The sequence below is a fragment of the Pedobacter sp. AC402 genome (assembly GCF_979252805.1).
The window spans coordinates 109,147-125,622 of sequence record NZ_CEEDAI010000011.1 but is presented as its reverse complement, the minus strand read 5'-3'; the positions used below and the strand labels follow the sequence as shown (position 1 = coordinate 125,622).

12 protein-coding genes and 1 pseudogene are annotated in these 16,476 nt (G+C 39.8%); 12 read left to right on the top strand and 1 reads right to left on the bottom strand.

Annotated elements, in window-relative coordinates; all coding sequences use genetic code 11:
• Positions 1 to 132: 132 nt before the first annotated feature.
• From pelA to AC0IWE_RS19160, 8 genes and pseudogenes are all read left to right on the top strand, one after another.
• Positions 133 to 1,164, top strand: coding sequence for a pectate lyase (gene pelA, locus AC0IWE_RS19195; RefSeq protein ID WP_471794341.1), 1,032 nt, complete (start codon positions 133 to 135; stop codon positions 1,162 to 1,164).
• A 114-nt stretch (positions 1,165 to 1,278) separates the two neighbouring features.
• On the top strand, positions 1,279 to 2,790 hold the full coding sequence (locus AC0IWE_RS19190; protein ID WP_471794340.1) for a tagaturonate reductase: 1,512 nt from the start codon (positions 1,279 to 1,281) through the stop codon (positions 2,788 to 2,790).
• A 1-nt stretch (position 2,791) separates the two neighbouring features.
• Positions 2,792 to 4,438, top strand: a complete 1,647-nt coding sequence (locus AC0IWE_RS19185; RefSeq protein ID WP_471794339.1) for a UxaA family hydrolase — start codon at positions 2,792 to 2,794, stop codon at positions 4,436 to 4,438.
• 163 nt (positions 4,439 to 4,601) lie between these two features.
• Complete coding sequence (gene uxaC / locus AC0IWE_RS19180; protein WP_471794338.1) at positions 4,602 to 6,002, top strand: glucuronate isomerase; 1,401 nt, start codon at positions 4,602 to 4,604, stop codon at positions 6,000 to 6,002.
• A gap of 114 nt (positions 6,003 to 6,116) precedes the next feature.
• Complete coding sequence (locus AC0IWE_RS19175) at positions 6,117 to 7,172, top strand: sugar kinase (RefSeq protein ID WP_055902833.1); 1,056 nt, start codon at positions 6,117 to 6,119, stop codon at positions 7,170 to 7,172.
• Positions 7,144 to 7,827: a bifunctional 4-hydroxy-2-oxoglutarate aldolase/2-dehydro-3-deoxy-phosphogluconate aldolase gene (locus AC0IWE_RS19170; protein ID WP_369800102.1), complete on the top strand. Its 684-nt coding sequence runs from the start codon at positions 7,144 to 7,146 to the stop codon at positions 7,825 to 7,827. Before AC0IWE_RS19175 ends, AC0IWE_RS19170 begins: the two co-directional genes overlap by 29 nt.
• A gap of 22 nt (positions 7,828 to 7,849) precedes the next feature.
• Positions 7,850 to 9,288, top strand: a pseudogene (locus tag AC0IWE_RS19165) (MFS transporter).
• A 117-nt stretch (positions 9,289 to 9,405) separates the two neighbouring features.
• Positions 9,406 to 11,031, top strand: a complete 1,626-nt coding sequence (locus tag AC0IWE_RS19160) for an NADP-dependent glyceraldehyde-3-phosphate dehydrogenase (protein ID WP_463492018.1) — start codon at positions 9,406 to 9,408, stop codon at positions 11,029 to 11,031.
• 200 nt (positions 11,032 to 11,231) lie between these two features.
• On the opposite strand, the gene AC0IWE_RS19155 is transcribed toward AC0IWE_RS19160, so the two are convergent.
• Positions 11,232 to 13,727, bottom strand: a complete 2,496-nt coding sequence (locus AC0IWE_RS19155) for a YfhO family protein (RefSeq protein WP_471794337.1) — start codon at positions 13,725 to 13,727, stop codon at positions 11,232 to 11,234.
• Between the two features lie 126 nt (positions 13,728 to 13,853).
• On the opposite strand from AC0IWE_RS19155, the gene AC0IWE_RS19150 reads away from it, so the two are divergent.
• The 4 genes from AC0IWE_RS19150 to AC0IWE_RS19135 all read left to right on the top strand — a co-directional run bounded on the left by AC0IWE_RS19150 (position 13,854) and on the right by AC0IWE_RS19135 (position 16,475).
• Positions 13,854 to 14,957, top strand: coding sequence for an alginate lyase family protein (locus AC0IWE_RS19150; RefSeq protein ID WP_471794336.1), 1,104 nt, complete (start codon positions 13,854 to 13,856; stop codon positions 14,955 to 14,957).
• 46 nt (positions 14,958 to 15,003) lie between these two features.
• A complete protein-coding gene (locus AC0IWE_RS19145; protein ID WP_471794335.1) occupies positions 15,004 to 15,318 on the top strand; it encodes a GbsR/MarR family transcriptional regulator in 315 nt (104 codons plus the stop codon).
• A 5-nt stretch (positions 15,319 to 15,323) separates the two neighbouring features.
• Positions 15,324 to 15,509, top strand: coding sequence for a hypothetical protein (locus tag AC0IWE_RS19140; RefSeq protein WP_471794334.1), 186 nt, complete (start codon positions 15,324 to 15,326; stop codon positions 15,507 to 15,509).
• A gap of 273 nt (positions 15,510 to 15,782) precedes the next feature.
• Positions 15,783 to 16,475, top strand: coding sequence for a DUF393 domain-containing protein (locus tag AC0IWE_RS19135; protein ID WP_471794333.1), 693 nt, complete (start codon positions 15,783 to 15,785; stop codon positions 16,473 to 16,475).
• Position 16,476 lies beyond the last annotated feature (1 nt).

Here is a 16,476-nt window from a genome sequence, read left to right as displayed (position 1 = left end):
TTGGAAACATAAACCATGAAATAAAAATTTCTCCGTGTTAATCTGTGTCTCCGTGGCAAACAACAACTACGGTACATAGAAAAAAAAGAAAATTGGTGGTCTTTGAGACCACAGACCACGGAACAAACAGAAATGATGAAAATAAAAATATTGTTAACCCTAATCTGCAGCACTTTATTACTATCGTGTTATGCGCAGCAGCCTAGCGATTCTACAGCAGATAAAATGCTCGTTTACCAGTTGGGTAATGGCGGCTGGCCAAAGCAGCTTGAAGATAAAAGCGTGGTAAACTATGGTGCTGCCATAACACCTGAGCTTTTGGCAAAAATTAAAGCCACCAAAGATCTCCATGCTACCTTCGATAACAAAGCAACCAGCAGGGAAGTTGTATACCTTATTCAAGCCTATAAAAAAACAAATAACAAAACTTATCTGGCAGCAGCAGAAAAGGGATTGGATTATATATTAATGGCTCAATACGCCAATGGTGGTTGGCCGCAGTATTATCCGGATAAAAGTTTGTACCGCTCAGAAATTACCTATAACGATGATGCAATGATTAATGTGCTTAATATTTTGCAAGATATCGCTAATAAGCAAAATGGTTTTGAAGTGGTAAATCCGGCTTACATTAAAAAAGCCGAAAAAGCAGTTGTTAAAGGTGTTGATTGTATTTTAAAAACCCAAGTAAAGCAAAATGCAACTTTAAGCATCTGGGCAGCGCAATACGATAAAGATTCGATGTTACCGGCAAAAGCACGAGCGTTTGAGCCTGCATCGCTAAGTACAAGTGAATCAGTAGGAGTTGTTCGCTTTTTAATGAGGATTAAAAATCCATCAGCTGAAATAAAAACTGCAATTGCAGCAGCAGTAAAATGGTTTGATACCTATAAAATTGCCGGTTACCGGTACGACAGACCAAACGATCCTAAAACCAATATTAAAACAGCTGCATTGGTTGCAGATAACACCAGCATGGCCTGGGCCCGCTTTTACGATCTGGAAAAAAACACGCCTATTTTTGGCGACCGCGACAATACAATCAAAACAAAATTAGAAGAGTTAAGTCCCGAAAGAAGAAATGGTTACGCCTGGTATGGTAGCTGGGGGCAAAAATTAATTGAAAAAGAATATCCGAAGTGGTTAATTACCAACGGCAAATAAGTAAAAAATAAAAATCGTTATTGCGAGGCACCAGGTAATCTTACAACTATGGGTAGGCATTTTCTGCCACTTTAAGATCGCTTAGCTCCCGAAATGACGGAAACCGTAAGAACAATGATTTTAAACAAAGAAAATTTAGCAAACATTAACGGCGATAAGGTTACAAAACCTAGTGCCGAAATTTTGGCCTTACCAGAAAAGGTAATTCAGTTTGGAACGGGTGTTTTATTGCGCGGGCTGCCTGATTATTTTATTGATAAAGCCAACCAAAAAGGTATTTTTAACGGTCGCGTTTTGGTTGTTAAATCTACTTCCAGAGGCGGTGCAGATGCTTTTTCCAAACAAGATAATTTATACACACTTTGTGTTAAAGGCATTGAAGATGGTGTTAACGTAGAAGAAAATTCAATAAATTCCTCAATCAGTCGTGTTTTATCAGCATCGCAAGATTGGGCCGAAATTTTAAAAGCTGCCCACCAGCCCGAAATGCAGGTGGTAATTTCCAATACAACAGAAGTAGGTATTGTTAAAAGTGAAGATAAAATCACTGATAATCCACCGCAATCCTACCCAGGCAAACTACTGGCTTTTTTGCACGAAAGATATAAAGCCTTTAATGGCTCAGTTGAAAGTGGAATGGTTATCGTACCAACTGAATTAATCAGCGATAATGCCGATAAACTCAAAGAAATAGTATTGGATCTGGCTATCCAGAACAAATTGGGATGGGATTTCGAAAACTGGTTAAAAACAGCGAATTATTTCTGCAAAACATTGGTTGATCGGATTGTGCCAGGAAAACTTCCGGAGGCAGAGCAAAAAGCCATCGAAAGTGAACTGGGTTATGAAGATGAACTGATGATCATGGCCGAGCCTTTCAGGTTATGGGCGATTGAATCATCAAGTGAAAAAGTAAAAGAAATTTTATCCTTTGAAAAGGCTGATAAAGGCATTTTCATTGTTCCATCAATTGATAAATTTAAAGAGCTGAAACTCCGTTTGCTTAACGGTACACATACCATTAGCTGTGGATTGGCTATTTTATCAGGTTTCAATACCGTAAAAGAGGCAATGGCGAATGAGGATTTCGCAGCCAACGTGTTAAAACTGATGAAAGATGAAATTGCACCTGTTGTGGTAAATGAGGATATCACTTACGAGGAAGCAATTGCTTTTGCTGAAAGTGTGATCGACCGTTTTAGCAATCCAGCTTTAGAACACCAGTGGCAGGCGATTACGCTGAACTTCACTTCAAAAATGCAGATGCGCAATATGCCATTAATCAGAAGATATTATGCATTAAAAAATGAAGTGCCTCAACTAACGGCCCTGGGCGTTGCTGCATACATTATTTTCATGAATGTGAATAAAGAGGGAGATGTGTACACGGCCGGTGCCAATGGAAAAAACTATCCCGTACAGGATGAATTTGCAGAAATTTTATACGAATACTGGAAAAATCCTGAAACCGTTGTAGATAATACCCTTGGCGACAGACGTCTGTGGGATAAAAACTTGAATAATTATCCCGGCTTTAACGCAGCCGTAAAATCTTACGTTGATTTATTACAGAACAAGGGTGCAAAAGAAACTTTAAGTAACTTGCATTCAGAAAGAACAATTTAAAATGGTTACTAGAATTTTAAAAATCCATCCCAACGATAATGTACTTGTTGCCCTGCAAAACCTGGCAAAAGGTGAAACAGTTATTTATGATGGACAGGAATATATTTTACAGGATGACATTCAGGCCAAGCATAAGTTTTTTATGCAGGATATGAATGCAGGCGACCACATCATTATGTATGGCGTACTTGTAGGTAAGGCACAACATTTTATCCTTAAAGGTGGTTTAATGGATACTGAAAACACCAAACATGCTTCAGATCCTTATGAATTCCGGCCGTATCATTACGAATGGCATGCACCTGATGTATCTAAATTTGCAGACAGAACTTTTAATGGTTATATCCGTAGTGATGGCCGTGTGGGTACAGCAAATTATTGGTTGTTTATCCCTACTGTTTTTTGCGAAAACCGCAATCTGGATGTAATCCGCGAAGCGTTACACAACGAATTGGGTTATGCCGTAACCGATAAGTATAAATCTTATGCACACCAGTTGGTTGAGGCCTATAAAAACGGTGAGATTTTAGCAGAAGCTGACCCAAGTTCAATAGGCTTGGCAAATCCATCAGCCAACCGTGTTTTCAAAAATGTAGATGGCATTAAATTTTTAAATCACCAGGGTGGTTGTGGCGGTACCCGTCAGGATGCTGCTGTATTAAGCAAATTATTGGCCGCCTATGCCGATCATCCGAACGTTGCCGGGGTTACGGTATTAAGCTTAGGCTGCCAGAACCTTCAGGTGAAAGATTTTATGGACGATTTAAAACACCGTAGTCCGAATTTTGATAAGCCCTTATTCATTTTTGAGCAGCAGCAATCACAAAGTGAAGAACAATTGGTTAAAGAAGCCATCAGAAAAACGTTTATCGGTTTAACTGAAATCAATAAAATCGAACGTCAGCCTGCACCATTAAGCAAATTGGTTTTAGGTGTAAAATGTGGCGGTAGCGATGGCTTTAGTGGAATCAGTGCAAATCCTGCTGTAGGGTATACTTCCGATTTATTAGTGGCTTTGGGAGGCACAGTATTGCTTGCCGAATTCCCCGAACTTTGCGGCGCCGAACAACAATTGATTGATCGTACGAAAGACGAAACTGCGGCACGTAAATTCATTCAACTGATGACAGCCTACAACCAATCTGCAGAAAACGTTGGCTCAGGATTTTTTATGAACCCTTCGCCAGGAAATATAAAAGATGGTTTAATTACTGATGCCATTAAAAGTACCGGAACAGCTAAAAAAGGAGGAACATCGCCGGTAGAAGATGTTTTGGATTATACAGAACCCGCAACAAAACCAGGGTTAAACCTAGTATGTACGCCCGGAAACGATGTTGAGGCTACTACAGGAAAAGCCGCTTCAGGGGCAACCTTAATTTTGTTTACCACAGGCTTGGGTACGCCGACAGGAAACCCTGTTTGCCCAACAATTAAAGTATCAACCAACAATGCATTAACCAAACGCATGGGCGATATTATCGACATTAACTGCGGGCCGGTAATTGAAGGTGAAAAAACCATCGAACAAATGGGAGAAGATATTTTAGAATATTGCATTAAAGCAGCCAGTGGCGAAGTAATTCCTAAGGCAGTTTTACTTAACCAGGATGATTTTATTCCATGGAAACGAGGGGTTAGTTTGTAGTGAGTCTTGGAACCCAATTCCGCGTTCTGTGTCTTCATAGACCACCAAGCGAATAAACAATAAATTCAATTCCGGTTTCTGAGAACACAGACCGGCGATAAATAAAAAAATGAACAGATATACGTATTGATCACCTCAATTCTATTATCTCAAATTACATAGCATGAAATCTTTTTTAGACGAAAATTTCCTTTTGCAAAGCAAAACTGCTGAAAAGCTTTACCACAACTTTGCAAAATCATTGCCGATTATCGATTACCATAATCACCTTATTCCGGAGCAGATTGCCAATAATACGCAGTTTGCAAACATCAGTCAGGTTTGGCTTGCTGGCGACCATTACAAATGGAGAGCCATGCGTGCAAACGGTGTGGATGAAAAATACATCACTGGTGCGGCTTCAGATTATGAGAAATTTGAAAAATGGGCAGAAACCGTTCCATATACATTACGTAACCCATTATACCACTGGACCCATTTGGAGCTTCAGCGCTATTTTGGCATAAACGACCTGCTTTCTGGTAAAACTGCTCAGAAAATTTTCGACGAATGTTCTGCAAAATTGCAGACACCAGAATATTCGGTACGTGGTTTATTGGCCAAAATGAATGTTGAGGCCGTTTGTACTACCGATGATCCTTTGGATAGTTTAAACTTTCACCAACAACTGGCAAGAGAAGGCGCAAACCTTAAAATGTTGCCAGCCTTTCGGCCGGATAAGGCGATGAACAGCGACGATATTGAAGGTTTAAACGAATATATTGATAAACTGGAAGGTGTTGCCGATAAAACAATCAGTAGTTTTCAGGATTATATCGATGCGCTAAAAAGCCGTCACGATTACTTCGCGGCAAATGGTTGTTCCGTTTCAGACCATGGTTTAGAACAAATTTACGCTGAAGACTACACCAAATCAGAAATCTCAGCAATTTTTGACAAAATCCGCAGTAAACAAGCCATTTCTTACCAGGAAAACCTGAAATTTAAATCAGCAATGCTGATTTACTTTGCAGAATGGGATCATGAAAAAGGTTGGGTACAACAATATCATTTGGGTGCATTGCGCAACAACAACGCAAGGATGTTAAGGCAGCTAGGCCCTGATACAGGCTGGGATTCGATCGGCGATTTTAGTCAGGCCCGGATGCTGTCCAAATTTTTAAACCGTTTGGATAATCAGGATAAACTGGCAAAAACCATTATCTATAACCTTAATCCGGCTGATAATGAGTTGATTGCAACAATGATCGGAAATTTTAACGACGGTTCTGTAGCGGGTAAAGTGCAATTTGGGTCAGCCTGGTGGTTTTTAGATCAAAAAGACGGTATGATCAAGCAGTTAAACGCATTATCAAATATGGGGCTTTTAAGCCGTTTGGTTGGTATGCTTACCGATTCACGCAGTTTCCTTTCCTTTCCACGCCACGAATATTTTAGAAGAATTGTTTGCAACCTCTTTGGCGAAGACATTGAGAATGGCGAATTGCCTAACGACCTGGAGTGGGTTGGTAAGATTGTGCAGGATATTTCGTACTTTAACGCAAAAAATTACTTTAAATTTTAACCAAAATAGGGCTTTAGAGAGGTATTTCATTGGAAATAAATCATTTCAATCGTTTTCCTTCCTTTTTCATACCGTAACAATAAACACCATGAAATACGCCGATTAAATATAAAAATGAGCACCCAAATATTCGCTTCATCTAAAAAAGGAGAAAAAGTTTTAAGCTTTGGTGAAATACTTTTGCGCATTTGCCCCGATATGGACGGTGCATGGTTAAAAGAAAACAAACTTCCGTTTTATGTAGGCGGTGCAGAGCTAAACGTGGCCACAGCACTGGCACTTTGGAATGTACCCTCTTCTTATTTATCGGCGGTGCCGGATAATTCGGTAACCAGGGAAATTGTAGATTATCTCGATGCCAGAAACATCGATACTACGCCGATGGTTTACCATGGTGAGCGTTTGGGCCTTTATTACCTTCCGAAAGGGAAAGACCTTAAAAATGCAGGAGTAATTTACGATAGGGCAAATTCTGCTTATGCCGATTTAAAGGTTGGCCAGATCAATTGGGATGAGGTTTTTGATGGCGTTGCCTGGTTTCATTTTAGCGCAATCTGTCCGGCAATTAATCAATCAATTGCTGATGTTTGCCTGGAAGCTTTAAAAGTGGCAGCCGCAAAAAATATCACCATTTCGTTGGATCTGAACTATCGTGCAAAACTTTGGAAATATGGTAAAGATCCGATTGATGTTTTACCAGAACTGGCGCAATATTGTACTTTGATTATGGGCAATGTTTGGGCTGCCAATAAAATGTTGGGCACTGCACTGCACGAGGATTTAACCCCAAGCGAAGGTTATGCAAAGGAAACGTTACTACAACAGGCAACCGATACCGCTAAAGAAATATTAAGTTTGTTTCCGGCTTGTAAAGCCGTTGCCAATACTTTCAGGTTCGATTATGGTAAAGGCATCAGGTACTACACTGCCATTTATACCGCTGATGAGTTAACCGTTTCAGAAGAATATGTATCTGATGAAATTTTGGATAAAGTAGGAAGTGGCGATTGTTTTATGGCAGGTCTTATTTATGGCTTTTACAATCAGTTATCAGCTAAAGAAACCTTAAATTTTGCCACTGCGGCAGCATACGATAAATTATACATTCCAAGTGATGCTACAACCAGTACTGTAGCAGATATTGAAAAAAGAATACTACGAAATGATTAGCAACAAGCACAAAATTTTAGATGCCATTTTAGAGCAGGGCATGCTACCCCTTTTTTATCAAGACAGCGAATCGGGTAGTGTAGAAATATTACGTACCTTGTATAAAGCGGGTGTACGTGTTTTCGAGTATACCAACCGTGGTAAATCAGCCTTGCCGAACTTTAAAAAGTTAAAAGAAATACGCGATGCTGAAATGCCCGATCTTTATCTCGGCATCGGAACAATAAAAACGCCCGCCGATGCGCATGCTTTTATCGAAGCCGGTACAGATTTTATCGTTGCACCGATCGTTAATCCGGCTGTTGCCGAAATCGCCAATAAAATCGGGATGCTTTGGATCCCTGGATGTATGACGCCGACCGAAATCAGCGTTGCGCAGGAACATAAAGCCATGTTGATCAAAATTTTCCCTGCCAATATCTTAGGGCCTGAATTTATTTCATCAATCAAAGATCTTTTTGCCGGACAATTGTTTATGCCAACAGGAGGTGTAGAAATTAATGCCGATAATTTAAAAACCTGGTTTAAAGCCGGCGTTTGTGCCGTTGGTATGGGCAGCAAATTAATCAGTAAAGATGTGATGAGCAAAGGTCTTTATGAGGAGTTATCCGACAACACAAAATTAGCGCTTGATCTGATTCAGCAAAGCAAGTAAAACCCTAATACACCCTAACCAAATGAACCAATCCAAAACAAGCAAATACAGATGGACCATATGTTTGCTGTTATTTTTAGCTACGACCATAAATTATTTAGACAGGCAGGTACTTTCTTTAACCTGGACGGATTTTATCAAACCAGAGTTTCATTGGGATAACAATGATTATGGAAATATTACCGCGCTTTTCTCAATTTTCTACGCAATATCAATGCTTTTTGCTGGCCGGTTGGTTGATAAGCTCGACACGAAAAAAGGCTTTTTATGGGCTATAGGTGTTTGGTCTGTTGGTGCCTGTTTACATGCCTTTTGCGGTATCGCAACTGCAGGGATTATTAATGGAAACTGGTTTGTGGGATTTGAAGGTGCCAAAGAAGTTATCTCCCGCGTTAACGATACCGGGTTAGTGGTTTCAGTAAGTGTTACCTTGTTTATTTTTGCCCGTTTTGTATTGGCAGTAGGAGAAGCAGGAAACTTTCCGGCAGCAATTAAAGCCACCGCAGAATATTTCCCGAAAAAAGACAGGGCATTTGCAACCAGTATATTTAACGCCGGGGCTACGGTTGGTGCACTTGCAGCACCCATCACCATTCCCTTTATTGCAAAGGCGTATGGCTGGGAAATGTCGTTCATCATTATTGGTGCATTAGGCTTTATATGGATGGGATTATGGGTTTTTGTTTATAACAAGCCAGAATTACATAAAAGAGTTAGTGCTGAAGAACTGGCATATATACAGCAGGATGTAATTAACGACCGGAAACTGGCCGATTATGTGGAAGAAACCAAAGAAAAAGTTTCTTTTATCGACTGCTTTAAATACAAACAAACCTGGGCTTTTGCCTTTGGTAAGTTTATGACCGATGGCGTGTGGTGGTTCTTTTTATTCTGGACACCAGCTTATTTAAAATCGGTTTATGGAATGGACTCTACACAAAGTGCCCTTCCGCTATTTGTGCTTTATATGATCACACTTTTATCAATAATTGGCGGTTGGTTACCAACTTATTTCGTTGATAAAAAGGAATGAACCCTTATGAAGGCCGGATGAGAGCAATGCTGATTTTCGCATTTTTCCCATTATTGGCTTTGGCCGCACAACCTTTAGGGCATATTACCTATTGGATTCCCGTAATCATTATCGGTATTGCAGGTGCCGCCCACCAGGCATGGTCGGCCAATATATTTTCTACCGTAGGCGATATGTTTCCTAAAAAAGCAATTGCCACCATTACCGGTATTGGTGGTATGGCCGGCGGGCTAGGCTCTTTCATCATCAATAAAGGCTCTGGTTTGTTGTTTGATTATACAGGCAAAAACAAGATTGTTTTTATGGGCTTCAAAGGTGAAGAAGCTGGTTATTTTATTATTTTTTCCATTTGTGCGGTATGCTATTTAATTGGCTGGACCGTAATGAAAACCTTAGTGCCAAAATATAAAGTTATTGAACTAAAATAATTGCAGATTTAATACTCAGGTAAAGTTAAATTATCTGCGTAGCAATACCTTTGCAACAAGGTTAATCTATACTTAAACTATAGATTAACAATTATAAACCCTAACAACCAACCCAAATTGAGTACACCTCTAAACCTCGAAAGTATTTTCGTTGAAGAGAGCCAGATTCCAGATGAATTTAGGCTCACGGAAGAAATCAATCAAAAGGAGTTTCTTTCCAATGGGGAAATGAAACCCTGGAACGGACCATTTAATGAAGTGTTTTCTCCGGTATGCGTAAAAACCCCTGAAGGCTTTAAACGAAAGCGTATTGGTAGTTTCCCTGTTTGTACAGAGAAAGAGTCTGCAGAAGCTTTAGATGCAGCCGTAGCCGCTTATGACAATGGCCGTGGGCAGTGGCCTACAATGAGTGTTGCCGACCGCATCACCTGTGTAGAAAACTTTACCCATAAAATGATTGAGCAAAAAGAAATTGTTGCAAAATTGATCATGTGGGAGATTGGAAAATCTTACGCCGATTCAATCAAAGAATTCGATCGTACCGTCGAATATATCTATGCAACCATCGATGCGTTGAAGGATATCGACAGGCAGTCATCACGTTTTGAAATAGAGCAGGGTATTGTGGCCCAGGTACGCCGTTCTCCACTTGGTGTGGTACTTTGTATGGGTCCGTTTAATTATCCCTTAAACGAAACTTTTACTACATTGATTCCTGCCTTGATTATGGGCAACACCCTTTTATTCAAACCACCTAAACACGGTACATTATTACACTACCCATTATTGGAAGCTTTCCGTTCCAGCTTTCCAAAAGGTGTGGTTAATACCATTTATGGTCGCGGTAATACCATTGTTCCTGGGTTGATGAAATCGGGGAAAATTAATGTGCTTACTTTAATCGGCTCCAGTAAAGTGGCCAATGAGCTTAAGAAACTGCACCCTAAAGTAAACCGTTTAAGGGCAATTTTAGGTTTAGATGCAAAAAATGCTGCCATCATTACTAAAGATGCCGATTTGGATTTAGCCGTTTCTGAAACAGTTTTAGGTTCGCTTTCTTTTAACGGACAGCGTTGTACAGCGATTAAAATCGTTTATGTGCACCGAAGCTTGGCTCAGGAATTTTTAAAGCGTCTATCTGCCGAAGTAGAAAAACTAAAGTTTGGTATGCCATGGGTAAAAGGAGTAAACCTTACTCCGCTACCAGAGTTGAACAAGCCAGAATATTTAAAAGAATGTATTGATGATGCGGTTTCGCACGGAGCGAAAGTGATCAACAAAAATGGTGGTCAAACCTTCGAAACCTTTGTGTATCCAGCCATTGTTTACCCGGTGAACAGCAATATGAAACTCTACCGCGAAGAGCAGTTTGGCCCGATTGTTCCTGTGGTTCCTTTTGATGATCTGGAAGAGCCTATCGAATATTTAATTGGTTCTCCTCACGGCCAGCAGGTGAGTATTTTCAGCAACAATGCTGCGGTAATCTCTTCGTTAATCGATCCTTTGGTAAACCAGGTAAGCCGGGTAAATATTAACTGCCAATGCCAGCGCGGACCTGATGCCTTCCCTTTCACAGGCCGTAAAGACAGTGCCGAAGGAACACTTTCGGTAGTTGATGCATTGCGTTCGTTCTCTATCCGTTCTTTGGTAGCCACCAAATTTACAGATGATAACAAAAAGTTATTGAACGAAATTGTTAGAGGAGATGATTCTAACTTTTTAAGCACGAAATATATTTTCTAAATAACAATGATCGTCATTGCGGGGAAAAGCCTCGTAATGGCGATTTTATGTGTCGGATTTACCTCGACTTAAGCATACCTAAATGGAGAGATCTATCTAATCAGATTCTCCGCTTTATCCTGCATTTAATCAAAAATAGTATACAATAAAAAACCCCGCAAAATCAAGTTCTACGGGGTGTAATCTATGGAAGGAATCCACTAAACTTTAGCGCTCTTCTTTTTCTTTTTTTCTTCAGCATAAAATCCAAAACCCAAACCAGCCAACAACAGGATCGATCCGGCCAATGAGATTTTCTCACCAGCGTAATAAGCCGTAGGATGGAAAATAAACTCTAGTTTGTGGTTACCAGCTTCTAATTGTGCTGCACGTAAAACATAATCAGCCCTGAAATACGGTTTTTCTACCCCATCGATATACATCTTCCAGCCTTTATTATAGTAGATTTCAGAAAATACGGCAATTACATCTTTTGCGGTTGAGTATTCGTATGTTAAATGATCAGGGTTATAAGCGGTTAATTTGATAAAACCTTCCTGTCCGGTACCCAAACGTTTGGTATCAATCGAGGCTTTAAAGCTTTCATCAACAATAGCTTCTTTTTTAGCATCGAAACTGCTTATTGCTTTCATTTCTTCATCAGCATTCCTGGCAAACTGCACACTTTGCACAAACCAGGCATTGCCCGCAGCGGTAGCATTCCGTTGCATTTTATACGATCCGGTTTGAGGATCCTGCGTAATAATGTATTTTGTATTTAACATATCCAGTACATCCTGGTTGATGCTTTTCGTCAACTGGTTATCAACCAATTCCTGAAAACGTTTCAACCTTGCAGAGTGGAAACCACCAACTGTTTTATGGAAATAAGAAGTTTCGGCGCTTTTAAACGGATCGCCTAATGATAAATCGAAAACCCTAAAGTTCGGATCTTTATCCGCCGAAATAAAATTATCTACATCTCTCGGTTGATAATGATTATTCAGGTCGTTTTTGCTTACAAAATTCTGGTTATTTAAATAACGACGGTCTACCTGCCATAAATCAATCAAAACAAACAGTGCAAGTAAACCAAAGGCCAGTTGCATATTCATTTTTTTGGTTATAAAAGCCCAGGTAATTCCGAAGCCAATAGCGATAAACAATAAGGTACGTAAAGCATCAGCACGCGCCAGAGCTACACGATCTGCTACAACGCCATTTAAAATTTCAATTGCTGCACCACGGTTATTCTGCAAGGTTTGTGTTAATGCATCTACAACCTGAGCCTGGTTGGTTTGCGTAAAGCTGAAGAATGCGGTAGGGATCACCGCAATAATTAAAGCGAAACCTCCTGTAATACCTGCCGACCAGGTTAAACGCTGCACTAAATATTTTTGATCATATTGACCTTCCTGTGCCTCTTTAATAGCTAAAATAGCCAGGAGCGGCACCAATAAGCCAACAACTGCCAATATCGATTCTACTGCCCTGAATTTATTGTAACCCGGCAGGTAATCAAAGAAAATATCCGAAATAAAGGGTAGGTTTTGCCCGAAAGAAAGGAACAACAACAAAACGCTTGCGCCTAAAATCCACCATTTCCAGCGGTGTTTAACGATAAATAACCCAAAAACAAATAAGAAACAGATAATCGCACCAAAATAATATGGCCCCGATGTACCCGGCTTGTTACCCCAGTATTGGTTGGTACCCAAATTTTGGGCAACATATCCAATGGCCTGTTTTGGATCAACACCCTGAAGGTTTTTCTCCACGGCTTTATACGTGTTGCTTTCAGGTTTGATCATCTCATCAATACTGCTGGCACCGCCATAAATGTTCGGAATGAGGAACGAGAAACTTTCTCCAACACCCTGGCTCCACTGGTATGCATACTCCTTATCCAAACCGTTTGCAGGTTCAGCTTTATCAGTTGTTAAATTAGATTTGCCACGGATGGTTTCTTTTCCATATTCATAGGTTGTCCACAAGGTACCCGCATTCACCAAAACTGATAGTATAATACCCGCAACAATGTAAGCGATAGATTTACCGAATGCAGGCAGTTGTTTTGCCTTAAAAGCGTGGTAAAGTTCTATACAGGCCAAAATAAATAACGCTATAAATAAATAATAGGTCATTTGGATGTGGTTCGAACGAATCTCCAAAGCCATAAACAGTGCCAGTAAGCTCGCGCCAACCAGATATCTGCCCCTTAAAGTAAGAATAATCGCTGCTAAAATAGGCGCAAAAAAACCAATAGCCAAGGCTTTATTGCTGTGTCCGGCTGCAATAATGATAAAATTGTAGGAGGTAAATGCAAAGGCAATGGCTCCTGCTGCAGCAAGCCATGGATTTATTTTGAGTACACAAAACAATAAATAAGCACCTAAAAGGTATAATAAAACCGTTCCAACAGGATCAGGAAATATGCCTTTAATTACATCGATACCATAAGTGGTGATGTTTAAAGGATATTGCACCCAAATTTGATAAGCTGGCATACCACCAAACATTTGGTTGGTCCAGAGCGGTCCTTTGCCATCTTTTGCCTTAATATCCATAATTTCTTTCTGCATGGCTTTAGCCTGCAAAACATCGCCCTGCTGTGGCGCTTTACCCTGCAAAACAGGGCTGAAGTAGGCAAACGTAATGACTACAAAAAATGCAATAATGGCCAGGTGTACGCCATTTTTATTAAACCAGTTATTCATTAAGGTTTGTTTAAGTTTAAACGAACGTCAAAAATAAAAAATTGGGCGGTATAAAAAAGGAATAAATTAAAAGGGTGGCGAATAAAAAATTAGATTTGTGTCAGAGAATAAAAATCCAACCCGTTTATGATGAGAAAGTTTGTGATTACCCTTGCGCTCGCCTCCCTTTATTTTGCCTCCTTTGCACAACTGGTAAGTTTAAACCCTGGCGAAATCAAAACACTGAAAAGTAAGATCAAAAACAACGAAGAAATTAGAAAGCTTTATCAGGGCTTCGAAAAATCTGCTTTAGTTTACCTTAACGATCAGCCAAACCCGATTGATACCATCCGGACGGAAGGTTTACTGAAAGGAAATCCGAAAAAACTGAAAACCCAGCAGGCATTGGCCGATATGAATAAAATGTTCGTTCTGGCTTTACAATATCAGCTTAGCGGAGAGCAGAAATATTTAAACAAATGTGTAGAATTTCTTACCGCCTGGGCAAAAATAAATCGGCCAAATGGCGATCCTATCGACGATACCAATCTCGATCCGGCAGTTGAAGCCTATGATCTGATTAAGAAAGACATATCAGCTGTGGATAAAAAGCCGATTGAGCAATGGCTGAACGAAACCGCACAGGCCGAAATTAACAGCAAGCGTATGAAAGCCGGCCGGGCTACGGCAATTAACAACTGGAATGCCCACCGCCTAAAAATAGTTGGCGAAATTGGTTACGCTTTAAATAACCAGGAACTGATTAACTGGGCAATAGAAAACCTTAAAAGCCATATCAACATCAATCTTTATCCTGATGGTACCAGTTTGGATTTTAAAGAACGAGATGCCATGCACTACCACATTTACGATCTGGAACCAATGTTGAAACTGGCCATTATCATCGACAGGGCTAATGGACAGAATTTTTATAGCTATGAATCGCCAAAAGCATCATCTATTAAAAAATCTGTTGAGTGGTTAATCCCGTACATCAATGGCGAAAAGCAGCACGAAGAATATGTAAATACAACCGTTAAATTCGATCGCGACCGTGCCAAAAATAATGAACCTGGTTTTGCTCCTGGCACAATGTTTAAACCAGATTTAGCGCTTCCAGTATTAAGATTTTCAGTGTATTTCGATCCAACGCAGATTGGATTATTGCAAAAATTGAGTGGCAACCAAAATAACTGGCGAATGGTGCTCGAGGAAATTGAGCGGAACACAAAAAGTTTTCAGAATAAATAAAGTTTCAATAATTTTTGAAAGTTTAAAAATAACATTATATTTGTGTATGGAATTAGCAGGAGCAAAATTGAAATTCATAGAGGCTTGGGGTAAATTAGGCTCCGAATGGGGAATTAACCGCACCATGGCACAAGTACATGCGCTGCTACTAATTTCGGCAGAAGCACTAACCACCGAAGAAATTATGGAGCAACTGAGCATTTCCAGGGGAAATGCCAACATGACGCTCCGCGACTTAATTGGATGGGGCTTAATTGAAAAACAACATAAGGCCGGCGAACGCAAGGAATACTTTTTTGCTGATAAAGATGTTTGGAATATCGCCCGGCAGGTAGCTAAAGAACGGAAAAGAGAGAATTAGAACCTGTGTTAAAAGTACTTAACGAACTTTCTGTGGTAACAGGTGATGAAAAAGATCCTGAATTTACAACCTTTAAAAAATCAATTAAAGATATTAATAAATTGGCCATTAACGTGGATAAAACCTTGGAAACCATGCTCAAAGCTGAAGAAAGCTGGTTTTGGGGTTCGGTATTAAAAGTTTTTAAGTAGGTTGGAGATGTGAAACTTATGAGCGGTGTATTCATTACCTTAAACGGCTAAATACTAAACTAAATATTCATCCAAAAGCCCAACATTGAGTTCGGCTTAATTTTTTAAAGTAAACTTTCAATTTTTACTGAAAATATTAAAATTAAAATAATATGAAAACGCTTTACAACCATTTGATTTTGTATGACAATGAATGCCCAATGTGTAACGTATATACCAAAGCATTTGTGAAGACAGGTATGCTAGAAAGCTGGTCGGGAAGCTTACCAACAAATGCCCGAAAATATTTGCCCATTGGTAGATCGGCAACGGGCAGCCAATGAGATTGCACTCGTAAACATCGAAAATGGCGAAGTTAGCTATGGTATTCAGAGTTTATTCAAAATTATTGCGCACAGCATGCCCTTTTTTAAACCCTTGTTTTCATTTGGCCCATTTGTGTTTATCATGCGTAAATTTTATGCCTTTATCTCTTACAACCGCAAGGTGATTATTCCGGCGGCAATTAAAGAAAATACCATACAGCCAAGCTTTAAAGTTCATTACCGCATGGCTTACCTAGTTTTAACCTGGTTAATTACTGCCTATGTATTAACAGCTTATGCACACCTGCTTACCAATTTTGTACCATTAGGCAGCAAATACCGTGAGTACCTGATTTGTGGCGGTCAGTTGTTTTTTCAAGGTGCCGTTATTGCTTTTTATAAGAAAGAAAAACTTTGGGATTACCTGGGCAACATGATGACGATCTCTTTTGCAGGCGCAATTTTGCTGATACCTGGTTTAGCATTGGCCAAATATTACAATATTCACCCGCTATTTTATATCCTTTATTTTTTAATGGTTGCCGGACTCATGTTTTTAGAGCACCTTCGCAGGGGCAGGCTGTTAAAATTTGGTTTAATAATGAGTATCAGCTGGGCACTTTACCGTTTAATTGTTTTGGGTTTGATCTTTAGTTTGTAGA